The following is an 18,577-nucleotide window of genomic DNA, read 5'->3' on the forward strand; positions in this document are numbered from 1 at the left end:
CAAGTATGAGAACAATCAAAACTTTGTTACTACTCGTTATCGTCAACCTAAGCCGGGACAGGTGTTCCGCCCAGGTAATTGATGCTGCAATCTGTGACAGCACAACGAGGTTTCCTGTCACCACTTATACGTGGTATTTACAGACTACAAAAGAGATATCCATTGACTCGGTTCTGAAGTCTGGATCAAATTTCAAGAAATCTCAAAAAACTGTACTGGCGTTTATGTATGATCCCTATTATTACTGGTTCAGGATCATTATCAAAAATGCACCCTCTTCCCGGAAGGATCTGATGTTGTTGATGGCACCCGTTGGAATGTATAAAGGCCAGCTATTTCAGAAGATAAATGGTAATTGGCGGGATGTTGCGCATACGGGGCTAAAATATCCGTTTAAGGAACGCGCATATCAATTCACGCATCATGTTTTTCCGTTCTCCCTTAATCCGAATAGTACTGACACACTTTACCTCAATATAGATGCAAGCAATGCGTACAAATCTTTTGGATTTGCGCTGCTTAAACCAAAGGAGCTGGCGATGTTCGCCAATAAAATATACTTTGTGTTTGGAATTATTGAGGGATTGCTGATACTTTTTTTCATTTTGAATATCGCATTGTTTTTCGCGTTAAAGGAAAGATTACACCTATGGTATGCACTGTACATTTCGCTGCTGTTTTTAGTTGTCCTGAAAAACGATCATCTTGAACAGCAGTTTCTTGGCCTGGACTCGGAGCTTTCGTTCAGGCTGACCCCTTATATGACAATCGGTGCCCTCGCGATTGCGGTTCTGATGCATGTTGCGCAAAGTTTTTTAAAAGGAACATTGATCCACAGTAAAGCGTTGTACCGGCTTACCGTGCTCATGAAATACAATGTATTAGTCGCAGCCATTGTGCATGCCTTTGTGTTTTTCTGGAGCCACGATTACAGGATACAATCCATTGTGTGGGACTGGGCAAGAATCAGTGTTTTTTTAGGTATTTGTTTGATAATCATCGATTGTATTTATTGCATCAGGCGGGGATTTCCAGGTGCTTATTTTATTTTCGCCGGGTCATCGGTGTTTATGATTGGCTCAATACAGCGACTCTATTTTCCGAGTACCCTATCATTTCTTTTTCCCCCCACCACCTTCCATATTGGTATTATGCTCGAAACATTAGTGATCAGTATTGCGCTGATTTACCGGTACTGGACAGAAAAAGAATTACAGAGAATCAAGGAAGAGCAGATACAGACTCAAACCCTGAATGATATTTCAGAGGAGATCCATGACAATATCGGTCAGACACTTGCTTTGGCTAATCTCAACCTGAGAACGATCAACTTTGAAAACAACAATTCAGTTCAACTTAAAACAGACGAAACAAAAGCACTCATCAGTAAAGCAATCACTGACCTGAGAGATTTGTCGCGCGCAATTAAAACTGAATCATTCGCCAGGGTCGATCTTATTCACCAGGTTAAACTGGAATGCGAGGAGCTTCAAAAACCCGGAACCTTTAAGATAGATTTTCAATCGAACGTGGAAACCTTACCGATTGAAAACAAGAAACAGGTTATTATTATGCGGATACTGAAAGGGATATTTCAGAATATCATCAAACATTCACAGGCCTCGAAAGTTGGTGTTGTTATTTTTTCGAAGCCGGGCCTTTTATCGATCCAGGTAAACGATAATGGCATCGGATTCAATTTATCAGATGACAACCTGAACAGCAACGGTCTCAAAAACATCCGCAACAGGTGTGTGTTGCTAAAGGCCGAATGCTCTATTGAAAGCGAAGTAAGCCTCGGCACCACAATTTCCATTGAGATGCCAGTTTGATTAATTCACCCTTACAATCCCATGCCTGATGGCGAATAACACGAGGCCCACGCGACTTTTTATGTTAAGTTTCTCGAACAGCGCATCCCTGTATCCATCAATGGTTCGCGCACTTAAGTTCATCTCAGAAGCAATTTCCTTATAAGTCATCTCAGAAGCGGCAAGTTTAAGGAAATGAATTTCCCTGTCGTTCAATTTGCTAAAAACATTATACTCGGATTTTTCAGAACCCTCCTGGTCCCAAAGCGAGTGAACTAATTTTCCGGTGACCAGGTCTGAATAGTAGAAACCCTTAGAGTATATAGCATCTATGGCATATTTTAAGTGCTGTGGTTCGATATCTTTCACAACATATCCCCTTGCTCCGTTTTTTATCATCCTGATCACTGAATCCTCATCCTCATACATTGTCAGCGCCAGTACACGCACCAGCGGATAAGTTTCTTTTAACCAGAGTGTAGATTCAAATCCATCCCTGGTTGGCATGTTTATGTCCATCAGGATGATATCGGGTTGGTTATCCTTGTCTAATTTTCCTACCAGGTCTAACCCGTTGTCAGCTTCGAACAATACTTCATAATCCAGTCCCCGGACCAGGTCGGCTAATCCCTTGCGAAGTAAAACATGGTCGTCAACGAGAGCTACTTTGATAGGCTGGTTCATACAAATTTTTTAAAGGTTATGGTCGGGATATGATAGGAAAATCAATCATTAGTTTGAATCGGGCGAAGGATCTATGCAAGGAAATGGGGCCGGGAACAGATTGGAAGAGCAATGGGATATGGGAATTATGACAGAATGAGACCGGGAACTGACTGAATCTTTTGCTTTAAATATACCACTGAACTTATCTCTCAAAAAGGAGGAAAACACCCTTTTGAGTTCATTGAATAGCGGAGGCTTTCACAGGCGCACCTAAGTCAGGATACTTACAGGTGCCTGTTAAATTTACCAAATCCGCCTTTAAGAAAAAAATTTCCTAAGGTGATTACACCCTTTACCGGGAAGAGAAACACTGCTACACATGAGCATATCACCCGCATACTTTGGGTCATATCAACGATAGGAAACCCTTCGAAGAGATGTGACATTTACACTGTAATCAAAAAACACTTAAACACTTAAAACAAAAAAAATGAAAAAGTTTATTGGTTCACTCACCGTCATGATCATCTTCAGCTTGCTGATCCACGCGATGGCAAATGCACAGCTGAATACCCTTTCCACCAGCCTGGCCAGTGAAAATATCAACTCGGCATCCGGCACAAATGCAAGTGCTAAGGCAGCCGCTTCAAAAGCAAAAGCGGAAAAAAACTTTAAAAAGAACTTCAAGACATCTTCGGAAGTTTTGTGGAGCAGCGAGGCGAAATCCATCCACGCTTATTACAAGGAAAATGGCGTCTCTACAAGGATCGCTTATGACAACAAAGGCAGGTGGTTTCGTACCATCAAAACTTATGAAGCCGACAAGCTCGACAAAAGGGTTACCGGGATTGTCAAAAGAGAATTCAGAGGATACACTGTTGCCGGCGTCAATGAAGTTAAGGAAGGTACCATGCATTGCTATTTCATAAACATCGTGAAAGACAAGGACTTCAAACAGGTCATCTTTTACGACGGCGAAGTAAGAATTCATAACCAATTCCAACTTCAGTGATGGCCCCTACACCCCGCGCGTGACGAAGCTGTTTCATAGTTGAAACAGCTTTTTTCGTTTAAGGTGTCAGTTAGACCTGGACGATTTCAAATTCCGGCATCAAAAGTTTTCCGCACCTTTTATGTAATCTGTCTGTCAAACGCATCATGTCCCAAACTGCCTTATGAGAATTACCTTGCTTGTAGTGATTTGCCTGCTATCCTGGCCGGCTTTTTCCCAAAACAACCTGTCGGGAAGCCCTAAATCCGGCCAATACACATATGCCTACCGGCTCAACCCGGATGAGGCTTTTGTATTTGCAAAACTAAGCAGCCGGAAACCAACTTCTAAGACAAGACGACTACAATCGGATTTTATAGAAAAAATTCTCGCTCGTACCGTCAAGACAGACTCTTTTCCTGTCGCAGATCCCAGGCATAAATTGGCTCCAGGCAACTACCTGTTCGTCACCGCGATAAAAAACAAACTTCATGGTGAACTTAAGACCTATGGCGACCTGGAGTTTAAGCTTGTCGAAAACAACCATGATCTTGCCATTTATCTTCATAAGAAAACAGGAGAGCCCATAATGGATGCAACAGTCCGGGTTGGCAATAAAATAGTGCCTTATAATGCCGGAGGACAATACTATTTGTTGAAAAACACCAGTAAAAAAGGAGTACTTCGGGTGCTGCATAATAAGATTTTGTATTGCGCTGATATAGGAATAGAGAATAAGGAGATTAACCGGCCAAATGAACTATCCTCAACGTGGACAAAAATCAAAAAATCAGGGTCGGTAAAATTCCTCAGCAACATTTTCAAGAAGGACCCGGACTATAACTATCAGACCTTTTTCAACGACCGAACTGATTACGAAGCAGGATTCAAGGGCTTTATGGTTTTCAACAAGCCGATTTATAAGCCGGGAGACACTGTACGTGTGAAAGCGTTCGTAACTACATCAAAAGGCAAACCCGTTAAACGAAAGATGATTCTCAGGTTGAGCGATGCCATGTTCAACACAGACACGATACTGTCTGTTATTGTCCCTTACACTAATGGCGGATATGATTATTCCTTCGTCCTGAATGAGGACCTGGACCTTACACTGGATGACAATTATCTCTTGACGCTGGAGGAAGTGAAAAGTGCCAGATATAATATCGATGAATATGACGGCAACCTTGACGAAGATGAATATGCCATGAAACGCAAGGTCGTAATGAGGAACACATTTTATCTGGAAGAATACGAATTAAAATCTATCACCTTCAAAATATGGTCCGACAAAAACAAAACCCACCGTGGTGAACAAAACTTTCTCTACCTGAAAGCCAGTGACGAGAACGGTTTGCCAGTGTTGGATGGAAGAGTGGAAGTACTGGTTGAATCAATCCATGATGACAACCTGGAGTTTCATGAGAGGTTAGTCTACCTGAAGGACACCCTCTTTTCACAAAACATCAAACTTGAGCCTGTGGGTGATACAAGAATAACTATCCCCGACTCTGTTTTTCCGGCTGTATCATTTAATTACAAAATCACGTGCAACTTTTTAAATCCTGATAATGAAATCAGAACCCAGACCATCATAAACAGGTTTGAAGGTTTAAATGAAAGAATTTCTTTTGAGCTATTACATGACAGCCTGGAGATAAAAAACAGCTCGCCAACCAAAAGGATGTTTTCGTTAATTGCTATCAACTTTGCAGGGGATACAGTCCTCGAACAAAGTATAACCCTCCCTGCAAAAATAAAATTGAATGCGTTTGTTTCCATGTACAAAGTATCCGACGGCTTGCGGATTGATTCCTTCGAGCTAAATAATAGCAGCCAGCTTGTTTCATGTGCAGTGCTCCGAACCCGGGACTCCTTAGCAATCACCTTTGTAAATCCTCACAGTTTGCCAGCCTGGTATACAATTTTCGCAGGCAAAAATCCGATACAACGTTCTATAGCCGGCGATACGACGATCTACCTGAAATCGGTTACAAAAAAGAATTATTTTATTTCGGTCCAGTACGTTTACGGAAACCAGGTTAACAAAAAAAATTATACCATTCCTTTTTACGACAAACAGCTGCAAGTTGATGTTGAGCAGCCTGCCTTCATTTATCCTGGTCAAACGGCTGAAATAAAAATAAACCTTAAGGATATTTCCGGTCAACCCGTTCGAAACGCTGATCTGACCGCCTGGGCATACACAAAGAAGTTTGAAAATGGCCTTATTCCACCAGTACCTTACTATGGAAAAATTCACAAGGCAAGGCAGGTTAAAAATGACTACCTCCCGGTAACTGAAAGAAGGAACGATTTCCTGGTACCATTGAACTGGGTAAAATGGAGCAAAGAAATGAAACTTGACTCCATAGAGTATTATAAATTTCTTTATCCTTCGGGCATTTATCACAATCATCAACCTGCACCGGGTCAGGTTACACAAATTGCTCCATTCGTAGTGAGCAATGGCCAATTACAACAGATTCATCTACTATACATTGATGAGCATCCAATTTTTTTTAGTAACTCACAAGATCTGTCAAGATATAGCTTCGTCGTTAATGCGGGGAAACATTCGATTCGTATCCGTACAAATACAGCCATAATTTCGGTTGACAGTATCCATGCCTTTTTTGGGATGAAGAACGTTTTGAGTATCTCGCTTGACAGCGTCTCCTCCCGGGTGCGCATTGAAAAGATGCCTTCAAAACTAACCCCTCATGAAACCGCATTGTGGAGTAGGTACATGATACTCATTGAAAGTAATTTCGGCGAGAACATGGCTTACATCAAACAACAGAACCGGGTGTTTGCGCTGAATCAGCTCAACAGTAATTTTGCCATAAACAAAACTAACCTGCTGGTTGGGCCGTTAAAAAATAACGAGGCGCAATTGGTTGTGAAGACAGAATTCGATCAGTCCTTCGAAGTAGAAGGTACATACCATTATATTATACGAAAAGGTCTCATTAAGCAAAAACAGCTTCCCACTACCCTCTCTCCAACGACTTTGACTTCATTCAAAAATATGGACAAGGAGTTCAGCGACCTGGCGATGACTGAAAAAGAAATAGACAGTTTATGGCGGGCATACCTTGATGAGCGTAGCCAAAACGAAAATCTGTTTTGGAACAGGAGTTTTAGCACATATAATGGCGCCAGGTTACAGATAGCAATTAGTCATGATCCCCGCCTGAAGCCACCATTTGTACGGCAGGTAATAGTGTTCAAAAAAGACAATGCTGACTTTATCAGGATGTTCAAGGGAAATGCCCGCGACCTTGGGTATTTTGATCCTGGGGTATACAGGATCTTCTTGCTGCTGAGAGATGATGAATATTTCATTAAAGAAGAGGTTGTAATAAAACCAAACGGACTCAACTACTACCTGGTAAATGTGGACCGCCTGAGAAGAAAAGACAGCCTGAGCACAACCATATCAAATACTATTGATGAAAAAGGCTGGAACCGACAATTTGAATCAGGCACCGACTTTGAAGTCATAAAACGATCATTCAACACTGTTTACCTCGATCCCAAGACCTTTTCAAGGACAATAAGCGGGAAGATCCTTGACGACAAAAAGAAGCCAGTGTCAGGAGCGGTGGTAACGATAAAGGGATCGCTATTTTCCACGACATCAGATGACCAGGGGTTCTTCTCACTAGCAACCCCCAATGAATGCACAATTCTGATTGGAGCAGTCGGCTACACCGCTATCGAATTAAACGCAGCTAGTATGGCCGAAACCGTTATTCTGAAACCGACGATCAATGCCCTGAGTGAAGTTGTGGTGGTCGGCTACGGCACATCGAAAAAAAAGGAACTGACCGGGTCTATCACCACCCTGGAGGGGATGTCTCTCCAGGGCCGCGTAAGTGGAATAGTGGTTAGTGGTATCTCATCGAATTCTTCCGGCAATGCACCACTAATCATACTTGACGGACTTCCTTATTCCGGAAAACTGGAAGGCCTTGACAAATCGCTCATAAAAGATATCAATATTCTCAATGGAGTAGCTGCTACTTCTCTATATGGCCAGGCAGGGGCCAATGGGGTGATAGTGGTCACCTCGATAACATCAGCAACTAAAGATCTGAACGATGAGGGAACTCCGCAATCACCAAACAGCATACGGAAGAATTTCAGAGATCACGCATATTGGGAACCCAGGCTAAGGACAGACGCAAATGGCAATGCGGGTTTTATCACAACATTCCCTGATGATATCACAAACTGGAAAACATTCGTAGTTGCAATGGCAGACAAAAAAAGAACAGGCTTTGCGACTGGAAACATCAGATCGTTCAAAACAGTCAGCGCAGGTTTGGGCCTGCCCGCGTTCCTGGTTGCCGGCGACTCAATCAAGATCTTAGGTAAAGCCCAAAACTACCAGGCTGATACCATAACGGTCAACCGGGTATTTAAGATAAATGACAGCATCATTGATAAAAATCGCTATACTATTACAAGTTCCAGGATCGACACTTTTGCAGTAGGCATTCCTGACACCGACTCAATATCATTCACATATTCACTGCAAAGACCGAATGGCTATACCGATGGCGAACATCGGAAGCTTGAAGTAGTAAAGGCTGGCGTAGTTGAAACAACGGGAATGTTTGCTGCCTTAGACAGAGACACATCATTTCTTTTGTCAACCAGCACATCTGGAGGTGAAGTAACCATTCATGCTGAAGCGGGTATTTTGCCAATTCTGCTTGATGAGGCAGAGCAAATCCGTAGCTACGCATATTTTTGTAACGAGCAGATGGCTTCAAAACTCAAAGCCTTGATTCAACTTAAAATTATCTATAAACATCTCGGCAAGGAATTCAGGTCAGAAAGCGATATCACCGAACTTATCAGCCGTATAACGAAAACAGCGTCCGCTAATAATCTATGGGGATGGTGGAAAAATGACCAACCGCAACTTTGGATAAGCAGACATGTGCTGGAAGCACTATTGCTGGCCGATCAGAACGGCTATCGCATTTTATTAAATAAACCTGCAATCATTAGTCACCTCGTTTACATACTTGACAGAAGTGATAGTTTGTCCAGGATCACATCGCTCGGTTTACTACATATGCTTGCCGCTAAAGTTGACTACAAATCTTACCTGGATACGCTTAATAAATACAGGCATAAAATTCCGAGGCAATCAGCATTAGAACTAATGGCACTGCGCCAAAAGCTGGGTTATCACATTGAGTTAGATTCCATAGTTCGTAGATCCGGCAGAACTATGATGGGCAATTTATATTGGGGAGATGACGGGTATAATTTATTAAACAATTCCATAATCAACACGATCACCATCTATAAAATGATGCGCGTGGCCGGGGGATACGACACAGAGCTCGCTAAGGTGAGAAATTATTTCTTTGAAAAACGTCGCGATGGCAAATGGCGAAACACTTATGAGTCTTCCTTAATACTTGAAACAATACTGCCTGACCTGCTCAAAGAAGGATCTCTTGATTCCAAACCTCATCTTCAACTTTCAGGAGCTACTACTACAATCATAACTGACTTTCCGTTTACCCACAGGTTTCCAGCCTCCGATAGTATTAAAGTTACCAAAACAGGGAAGCGACCGGTCTATTTTACCAGTTACCAGCAAAAATGGAACGACCGCCCCGTACGGGTTGAAAGCGATTTCGTAGTGACCAGTACTTTTGAAAAAAATGGAGTAAAATTGAATAAGCTCACTGCAGGCAAGACAGTGGAATTGAAAGTGCGAGTGAATGTTAAAGCGGATGGCAACTATGTAATGGTTGAGATCCCTATCCCATCAGGCTGTTCATATGAAAGTAAACCGCAGCCTATCAGCAATAACGAAGTCCATCGGGAATACTTTAAAAACAAGGTGAGTATATTCTGTTCTTATTTAAAAAAGGGTTCATATACATTTACCATTCCGCTAATGCCAAGATATACCGGCAAGTTTATCCTCAACCCGGCAAAAGCAGAATTGATGTACTTCCCTATTTTCTATGGGAGGGAAGAAATGAAGAAGATTGAAATCAATTAGCGCCTGGAAACAATACCATCGTTCAGGTGAAATAATATTTTCCTGATCAACGTGCACCAAAACCGAATTTGCAGATCGAAAATCTGTAATTATCTTGCAGTACCACATATCCCAACGAAACTCCTCATCATTATCTCCATTAATTTCCTAAGATACCAGCCGACCGCAAAAGTGTTTTTAACACCCGTGTAAACATTGAGTTTAACGACCCGGTGACGATCAACATCTGGCCGGTCATCTGTTATGACGTTGCGTAACCCTGACGACGAACCAAAATGAAAAAACTGCTTGCAGCAATAATATTGATCGTAACAACTTCATCCTTCTGTTACGCTCAGATCATTGATCATTTTGCGGGAAGTACCAAACCGGGTTGGACCGGGGATGGTGGCCCCGCGTCTTCTGCAGAAATTTTCTATCCGTTTAACATGGAATCTGATGCCGCAGGAAACCTTTATTTTTCCGAGGTCGGCAATCATATCATTCGAAAGGTTGATTCCAGGGGCATCATCTCAACAGTTGTGGGAACCAGCCAGAATGCGGGTTTTGCCGGAGACGGGGGTCCTGCCACGTCAGCAAAACTGAACAATCCTACGGGGATCGCTGTGGATAAAAACGGGATCATATATATTGCTGACTGGCTGAATCACCGCATCAGGAAAACAGATGCGGCAGGAAGAATCACAACGATTGCAGGTACAGGAGTCATTGGATACTCTGGTGATGGCGGACCGGCAATCAATGCAAAACTTAACCTTGACGGTGCAGTGGATCTCGCACTTGACTCCAGGGGCAATCTTTATATCACCCAACCGGCATTGTTTGTTGTAAGAAAAATCGATCCTGCGGGAATCATTACCACCGTAATCGGGAACGGAACAAAAGGATATAGCGGAGATAACGGAAATGCCCTCAATGCCCAACTGAGTTTGCCCAATGGGATCGCCATCGATAAAAATGATAATATTTATGTTGCCGATGCCGGATCAAATACCGTTCGAAAAATTACTCCGGCCGGAATCATCACCACATTTGCAGGTGGCGCCGGCACCGGATACGCTGGTGATGGTGGTCCTGCAACAAGCGCAAAGTTCCAGATAGGTTCACCCACCGGTGTTGCCACTGATGGATGCGGCAACCTTTATATTGCTGATTATTCAAATCATGTGATCAGGAAGATAGACGCAGCAGGTATCATTACCACTGTGGCTGGCAACAATGTTGGGAATGTCACAGGTAATGGCGGGCCAGCCACTGCGGCGAGCATCTGGTTTCCTGCGAATGTTGCGGTTGATCCGGCAAACAACTTTTATATACCCGACGCATTTAACAATACCATCCGCAAGGTTACCATCGCTGGCGACGCATCAATCAGTAACATCACCTTGACTTCGGATAATCCTGGATTATGTGAAGGGTCAAAACTAACGTTCAAGGCAACAATTGTAAACGAAGCAGCTGTTTCACGTTATGAATGGTTTGTAAATGGAGCCTTAACTAACGTAACATCCAAACAATTCGAATCTACAGCTTTGAAAAACGGGGACAAGGTGAAATTGATCATAGTCCCAAATGGTAGCGCATGTACGGCCGGGCCAAATCCGAAAAGTATGGAGATGGTAGTGGGGCTAAAAATAAGTCCAAAACCGTTGCTGGCAGATCGTGAGACAATTTGTTCCCGCGAGGGGCATATTTTAGATCCGGGTGAATTCAAATCATATCTATGGCATGATGGCAGTACAGGTAGAACATTCGAAGCGAGAGACAAGGGATTATATTTTGTAACGGTAACAAATGAATCCGGATGCACCGGATCCGATACGGCAGAAATCAGATCTCTTGTAGCTAGCCCTACAGTTGCACTTCCTGCTGATACATTGGTTTGCGAAGGGACAATCTTAACCATCAGGCCCGACAGAACCTTTAGTTCATATCTATGGTCGGATGGCAGTACAAACAATACGCTCAAAGTGAACCGCGCCGGTACCTATTCGGTCGAGGTAAGCGATGCAAACAATTGCAAAGCCAGGGACAGTATGGTACTGAACTACAAAACCTGCGTTTTCGCTGACCAGGTGCTGGCGGCACCTAATGCATTTACGCCAAATAGTGACGGGTTAAACGATTTCTTCAGACCAAAGATACCCGGAGTAATAAGCGGGTACCAGTTCTCCGTCTATAACCGTTGGGGACAAATGGTGTTTGAGACGCGCGATAGAAATAAGGCCTGGAATGGTGGAATATCAACATCAGATACATCGTCTGATATTTCTTCGAACACATTCACCTGGGTGTGCGTCTATATAGATGAGGCAGGAAAAAAGATTGTCAGCAAAGGAACTGTAATCCTGATCAGGTGACCCGTTCGAATCAGCTGACCCATTCGAATCAGGTGACCCATTTTCATCAGCTGACCGCCATCATGATATTGCATTCTGGAAATGACAATTCCTTGATGTACCTATACAAAGCTTTTTAAGACAATTATGATAATTAATATCCTGCTGCTATTGCATTTTTAAGTTGTGTATTGGTGATATGAACATACCTTATCTTTTTCCTGTTCCAGGTATACGTGATATGAATGGACCCGTCTTTGGATTCTATTACTGCAGGGTATGAAAATTCTCCGGGCTCCTTCTCAAGCACAATGATATCCGTCCATTTTAATCCGTCTTTTGACACTGCAACATTCAACGGGCTCCGCAGACCGCCCCATTGACCCGCCGTTTTTTCTGTAGGATTATAGACCAAAACATGTAAGCTGCTTTTCGTGCTTACCGCGTCTGTTCCTGAATTTGGATTTGGCCTGTCAGTGAGCGCCGGAGCCAGCCAGGTTTTCCCATTATCGTTTGACCAGTTCGTCACGATGCGGTTTTGTTGACTTCTGCTTAACAACTGTAGTTTGTTTCCGGGATGAACCAGGATGCTTGGTTGGATGATGTTATAATCTTTGCCGTCGTTAATTGGTGAACTTTTTGTCCAGGTTTTTCCTTTATCAACAGACGTTTCAACATGGGCGAGCCAGCGTCCGTCCGGGTATTCAATGCTGCTTGGACTTAACAGCCGGCCATCCGCCAATAACACCGGTTTGTTTTTCACGGGCCCCATAATGCCATATGGCAGCCTTTCAGGTTTCGACCAGGTTTTGCCATTGTCCTGCGAACGAATGATTTCGCCCCACCACTCTACCGGGTTTGGCCCGACTTTATAAAATAAAAGCAATGGCCCACCGGGCAATTGGAACAGCACCGGGTTCCATGTCGGATACCTGGTGGTGGCGGACTGGATACCATTTGCAACTGATACCGGCGATTCCCATTTGCCATTAATTTTCCGGCTCAGCCAGATTTCAACGTCAGGGTTTTTTTCGTGTTTGCCACCAAACCAGGCCGCAATCAATCCCGCAGGAGTTTCAACAATCGTCGATGCATGACAACTTGGAAAAGGCGCAGTGTCATAAATAAATTCTTTGGTATACAGGTTATTCAATTCTTTGGTTTGAGCGGTCAGTACTTGCGTCGTCGTTAAAAAAGAAACAGTGAGAATCCTGATGTATTTAAGCATTATCATTTTTTTATACGCTAATTATTATTGTAAACTCATGGCAGACCGATTTGGTTTAAGATCTCATGCCACGATTTCAAACAGCGGCAAGATCTTCGGTTTACTCCTTAAACTTCAACTTCTAAATTCCTCCTGAAGTTAATTTATTTTAGTGTTGAGAGATAACAACCAGGGGTCATCATACCAATACAAACATGAAATATCTTCACTACGGCCGCTTGCTTAGTTTACACTATTTGATGTAGTGCCAGAGGATAACATCCATCAACTTCATCCCGGGAACTTTTTGATTTATTAATACACTCTTAAACTCCCCATTAAACAATCAAATCTTGATTCTAAGATCCAGCTTATTTATCAGACCGGTGTATTCCAGGTGAAGCCTGTCTATATCGTGTATCTCTGCTGAAGATAGTTCGCCAGTTCTTTGCCTGGTGAAAGTTGTTATCGGCATGCCCCTTTTCTGCCAGTAATATTTGGCCGTGGCCGGATACCCTTCATGCATCACTTGCATATTGGTTTTGAGAAAATCCATGACCTGCCCCCGCTCAGTCGCAACTTTTGCGTTATCATAATTTGCACAAATCCAGCAAATGAGTTCCGGCCAGTAATTGCCCTGGATACAGGACAAGCCTGCAGATCCTGCTGTCAGCGACTCAATGGCATGAACCATATAAGCATCGTACAGCCCAAACTGGCTGCAGTCCCTGGTAACATCGAGTTTTTGCTTCACCTGGTTAATATCGAGGCAGGTGTCTTTGAGATAGGTAAGCCGGCCGGTATCCGCAAATATTTTCAGCTGTCCGGCACTAATCGTTCTTTTATACGGACTTGGGCATTCATATAAGCCCATTGGAATGTCCGGTGCGAGGTCAAACAATTTTAATACCCTTTCATTAAGCACAACATCAGGCTCATGTTCTGAGGCCATCATGTTTGTAATGGCGATCACTGCATCCACACCACAATCAAAGATTTCTTTCACAAAATCAGCCTGTTCAGTTATCGGTCCCCCAATGCTCCCCGTAGCAACAACAGGAACGCTGCCATTCACAACTTTCATCACATGTTTCACAATCAGTAGCTTTTCCCCCATGCTCAAATGAAATATTTCACTTGAGAGGCAATTAGCGAACAGCCCCGCGGCACCGGCTTCGAGGTATCTCTCGGTAAGATGGGTCAATCCATTAAGATCAATCTCTCCTGAATCAGTAAACGGAGTGATCATTACCGGAATAAACCCTTTGTTGATAAACTTCATTGTGGTTGATTTACTGAATCCAGTTCCCCTGTAACTTTTCCTTTGATCACTGTTAATAACAGCCCCGATAAAAAGATTGATAAGGTTCCGACCACTATAGCCATATTAACATGAAGTGTGTTGCGCAATACACCAAAGCTTGCAGGGAGACGTGGTGAGAATGTAAGCCAGAGGATCACCAGCACACCAATGATCGTAGCTGTCAATGCCGCGGCGTTTTTTGTATTTCTGCTGATGATTCCCAACAGGAATAGCCCCAACACGCCGCCGGCAAATATTCCGGATAACTGCCACCAGATATCGAGGAGACTTTTCACGCCTATCATCATGATTCCGGCCCCCATGCCCAAAAGTCCGAAGCAAACGGTACCCAGGTGTAAGATCCGCAGGTTTTGTTTATCATCCATTCCCGGCCTGAAATATCTTTTATAAATGTCAACCGCAAATACTGTTGCAGAGGCATTCATACCGGAGCTGATGGTACTCATTGCCGCAGAGAGTACCGCGGCAATGATGATTCCCATGAGACCAGTCGGAATTCTGGTCACAATAAAGTAGGGAATGATCTTGTCGCCATAGTCGGCCGGTGTTAATGTTGCAGCATAAGCCAACAGATCACTCGTTGTTGAGCCTGAACCAAGTCTTTCACGGGCCACCTGCATCCTGATAACATCGATCGCTTCCGGGTGAACCTGGTAATAAGCATACAAACAGCTTCCTATCACAAAAAATAAAAATGATACCGGAACATACATCCAGACACTAAACCATACAGAACGCGATGCTTCCTTTGAGGAACCCACCGTATGATAACGCTGAACATAATTCTGATCCATGCCAAAGTTATTAAGGTTGATGAAGAACCCATATAAAAGCACCATCCAGAAGGTCGACTGCGTGAAGTCGGGTGAAAAACTGCCCAGGTTGAATTTATTATCCTGTTTCCCTATGTCTATTATTTTTGATACACCGCCCGGCATGTCAGCAATTACAAGATAAAGAATCAGGATCGCACCGGCAGTTTTAATGATACCCTGCACCACTTCTGTCCAGATCACCGCCTCGATGCCACCCATAACCGTATAGAAAATTATGCAAAGACCCATTATGATCATGATCACCGACATCTCATATCCTGTCAGGGCCTGCAGGGCCAGCGCAATGCCAAAAAAGATGGAACCCATCCTGGCCAACTGTGTGAGTAAAAAACAAATAACGGCATAGGTTCTTGCCCATGGACCGAACCGATGTTCAAGATGTGAATATGCAGATACACCACCATTTTTCCGGTAGAAGGGTACGAAGTATTTAGAGGCCACCCAGGCAGCAAGAGGTAATGACAGGCTGAATACAAACGCATTCCAGTTGCTTCCAAATGCTTTGCCTGGCACGCCTATAAAAGTGTTGCTGCTTAAGAAGGTTGCATAAATAGAAAGTCCTATTGCCCATGAGGGGATTTTGCCTGAAGCTTTTGTAAACTGATCCGAGCTTTTTTTCTTCCTGGAAAAATGATATCCCACTATCAACATCCCCGTCATGTACAAAATGACTATTGAAATATCGATGATGGATAGTTTGCTCATACCGGCAGGTTACATTATATCAGTTCTTGAACATTCCGAAACTATTTATAAATTTTCGACTTTGATAATTTCTTTGTTTGCCGCTCAACTGGACACTTGTTACGGCTGCTGCCGGTCAACGTTTATCTCAGGGCACCTGTTGGATTTGTACGACTACACTCGGATGCGACTGGCTCAATCTCATGTTGATCCCGACATTCATCAGGAAATCGCCTGATAAAACCTTATTCTCGCTGATCACTGGTTTCTGCCCCGGGTACAGATTTATTTCTTTTACCTGGTAATTTTTCGAGGCATCCAGCCCTTTTAATTTTACGGGCTCAGTACTAGGATTATTATTATATCTGCGGTTAGTCAGATAATTGAATACAACTGCCGACTTAGCGTCGGCTGAAGCGTACATAAGTGATGCTGAATTGTTTTTCCACGGATTCACGAGGCGATACATATCACCGTGCCAGATCGTATTGCTCACGGTTTTGTAATCTTTCAGTGCATTAACCGCAAAACGCTTGTCGTTTTCTGAAAGTTTATCAACAACAACATCGAAACCCGCTTTGCCCATCATTGCGACATCAGTTCTGAATTTCATAGACGCCCTGGACCAATCAGTAACATGATTGCAGGAAGTAATGGCAGGAAAGAAAAACGAATTCTCCCATTGAATGAAGATACGTTCGTACGGATCAGTATTATCGCTGGGCCAGTATTCAGTAAAATAAGACAAAGCTTTATAATCGGCCCTCCCGCCGCCCCCGCTGCAAAGCATCATGTGAATAGCAGGATATTTTTTTCTGAATCTTGCAAGCACTTCATACAGACCTTTTACATATTCAACATACAAGTGCGATTGAGGGATATTTTTCTTTTGCAGGTAAGCAGAATGCGCATTATATATAACGGCGTTACAATCCCATTTTATAAAAGCCAGGTTTGGGTTTTTTGTCAATAACGTATCAAGCACGCTAAAAACGAATTGCTGAACTTCGGGATTAGCGAGATCGAGTACAAGCTGGTTTCTGAAATAATATTCTTTCCTGTTTGGCTGACGGATCACCCAGTCACGATGTTTTTCATACAACTCGCTTTTAGGATTCACCATTTCCGGCTCGACCCAGATTCCGAATTTAATTCCCTGCTTCTCAGCTTCACTTACCAGGAAGGGAACGCCTTGTGGAAGTTTCTTACGGTTTTCCTGCCAGTCGCCCAGGCCGGCCCGATCGTCGTTCCTCGGATACTTATTACCGAACCATCCATCATCCAGTAAAAACAAATCGACTCCCAGTTCCTTTGCTCCTTTGAACAGGCTTGTCAGCTTGTTTTCATCAAAATCAAAATATGTAGCTTCCCAGTTGTTGAGTAATGTTTGTCTTGATCCGTTACCATCTGGTATGCGATAGTTTCTTGCCCAGTTATGAAGGTTGCGGCTCGCTGTGCCAACCCCTTTGTTGGAATAACTATATATGAATGCCGGAGTTTCAAAACTGGTGTTACCAGCCAGGTGATATTGAGATGCATAAGGATTGATGCCGGCAATCAGCCTCAGGTTATTGAAACCATCTTTTTCAAAATCGATCCTGAAATTCCCGGTCCAGGCCAGCGTTCCAAGCAAAACTTCACCATCTTCTTCATCGGTTGGTTTGTTAATTCCCAATACAAAGGATGGTGGTTGAAAAAGATTCGCCCGGGTACCCAGTTTAGAATCCAGTGTTTTAATGCCCGCGGTCAGCTCATGTTCTTCGGGTTTCATTTCTTCCGCCCACCCACCATGATATTGTCTCAGGAAAAACCGGTCGCCGGTAAAATACAAATTGGCAGAGGCATATTTTTCGAGTTTGATTGTTTTTTTAGGGTTGTTGTTTTTTATGACTGACCATTGTTCAACTATATTTTCTTTGAAGAAAACCCTGTAGTGCAGGGTTACTTCCACCGGGTATACCGGGTCTCTTAAAATAATAGAGGTCAGGAATACATTTTCTTTTTCCTTCTTTTCTTCGTGGCTCACGTATTTTAATTCTACAGAATGATTACCGTCGGCCTGTTCGATCTGCAGCGCAGGCTCAAGAAGGTTCCATGTGCCGGCTGGCGTGTAAGCATTGTTTGTCATCGAGTTGTTATCATCTGTCAGGCGATACTCATCGTTTATCCGACGGTAAGCACTGTCATTTTTGAGTGCAGCCCCGAAATAGCTTATATAGAGCAGGCTGTCCTTGTCCGTTTTGAAAGCGATGGCGTTGTCCTTCGATTTGATGACAATATTAACCTGGGCTGTAGTTTGGACCGAAGTCAAAAGACATACCAGCAGGGCAGTCGAAAATATTTTAGCGGGGAATGAATTTGATTTCACGATAGTCGGAATTAGTGCTGCTGTTAAAGTTGAGTTCATTGTTATAGGGTTGAATTCACTGGTGTGAAAGTCCGGTCTACTGTTGTCAGATTCACCTTACCTGTTTTGAAAGTCGGGTTTACTGCAGGGAATGCTGCATCCAATCGTGTGAACACTGTGTTCACTTTTGTGAATACTATTCCTGCTTTCTCGTTCATTCTTGTAAGTAGTATCATTAAGTCGGTTAACATATTTGATTTGATCTTACGGTACATCTTCCGCAATCTATCGTCTTCAGACCCGGGAAGGTATTTAAAATCCACTGTTTTAGG

The 18,577-nt window shown here is 43.2% G+C and carries 10 protein-coding genes; 4 read left to right on the forward strand and 6 right to left on the reverse strand.

The window, feature by feature from the left end:
* Nucleotides 1-5: 5 nt before the first annotated feature.
* Nucleotides 6-1,832 (forward strand): sensor histidine kinase, encoded by a 1,827-nt coding sequence (locus tag ACX0G7_RS17980; protein WP_458924900.1) that lies wholly within the window; start codon nucleotides 6-8, stop codon nucleotides 1,830-1,832.
* On the opposite strand, the gene ACX0G7_RS17985 is transcribed toward ACX0G7_RS17980, so the two are convergent.
* A complete protein-coding gene (locus tag ACX0G7_RS17985; RefSeq protein WP_458924901.1) occupies nucleotides 1,833-2,495 on the reverse strand; it encodes a response regulator in 663 nt (220 codons plus the stop codon). It abuts the gene before it with no gap.
* A gap of 472 nt (nucleotides 2,496-2,967) precedes the next feature.
* Between ACX0G7_RS17985 and ACX0G7_RS17990 the strand changes: the two genes are divergently transcribed.
* From ACX0G7_RS17990 to ACX0G7_RS18000, 3 genes are all read left to right on the forward strand, one after another.
* Entirely contained in the window at nucleotides 2,968-3,489 is a 522-nt protein-coding gene (locus ACX0G7_RS17990) for a hypothetical protein (RefSeq protein ID WP_458924902.1), read from the forward strand.
* Nucleotides 3,490-3,652: 163 nt separating this feature from the next.
* The gene (locus tag ACX0G7_RS17995; protein ID WP_458924903.1) at nucleotides 3,653-9,508 is read left to right on the forward strand and encodes an alpha-2-macroglobulin family protein; all 5,856 of its coding nucleotides are present in this window, start codon (nucleotides 3,653-3,655) and stop codon (nucleotides 9,506-9,508) included.
* Between the two features lie 275 nt (nucleotides 9,509-9,783).
* A complete protein-coding gene (locus ACX0G7_RS18000; protein ID WP_458924904.1) occupies nucleotides 9,784-11,868 on the forward strand; it encodes an NHL domain-containing protein in 2,085 nt (694 codons plus the stop codon).
* A gap of 133 nt (nucleotides 11,869-12,001) precedes the next feature.
* On the opposite strand, the gene ACX0G7_RS18005 is transcribed toward ACX0G7_RS18000, so the two are convergent.
* The 5 genes from ACX0G7_RS18005 to ACX0G7_RS18025 form a co-directional block, all read right to left on the reverse strand.
* A complete protein-coding gene (locus tag ACX0G7_RS18005; protein WP_458924905.1) occupies nucleotides 12,002-13,075 on the reverse strand; it encodes a sialidase family protein in 1,074 nt (357 codons plus the stop codon).
* A gap of 325 nt (nucleotides 13,076-13,400) precedes the next feature.
* On the reverse strand, nucleotides 13,401-14,336 hold the full coding sequence (locus ACX0G7_RS18010; protein WP_458924906.1) for a dihydrodipicolinate synthase family protein: 936 nt from the start codon (nucleotides 14,334-14,336) through the stop codon (nucleotides 13,401-13,403).
* A complete protein-coding gene (locus ACX0G7_RS18015) occupies nucleotides 14,333-15,919 on the reverse strand; it encodes a sodium:solute symporter family protein (RefSeq protein WP_458924907.1) in 1,587 nt (528 codons plus the stop codon). The genes ACX0G7_RS18010 and ACX0G7_RS18015 overlap by 4 nt, the downstream gene beginning before the upstream one ends.
* A gap of 127 nt (nucleotides 15,920-16,046) precedes the next feature.
* A complete protein-coding gene (locus ACX0G7_RS18020; protein WP_458924908.1) occupies nucleotides 16,047-18,305 on the reverse strand; it encodes an alpha-galactosidase in 2,259 nt (752 codons plus the stop codon).
* 2 nt (nucleotides 18,306-18,307) lie between these two features.
* Nucleotides 18,308-18,481: a hypothetical protein gene (locus ACX0G7_RS18025; protein WP_458924909.1), complete on the reverse strand. Its 174-nt coding sequence runs from the start codon at nucleotides 18,479-18,481 to the stop codon at nucleotides 18,308-18,310.
* Nucleotides 18,482-18,577 lie beyond the last annotated feature (96 nt).

The sequence above is a fragment of the Flavitalea antarctica genome (assembly GCF_054461535.1).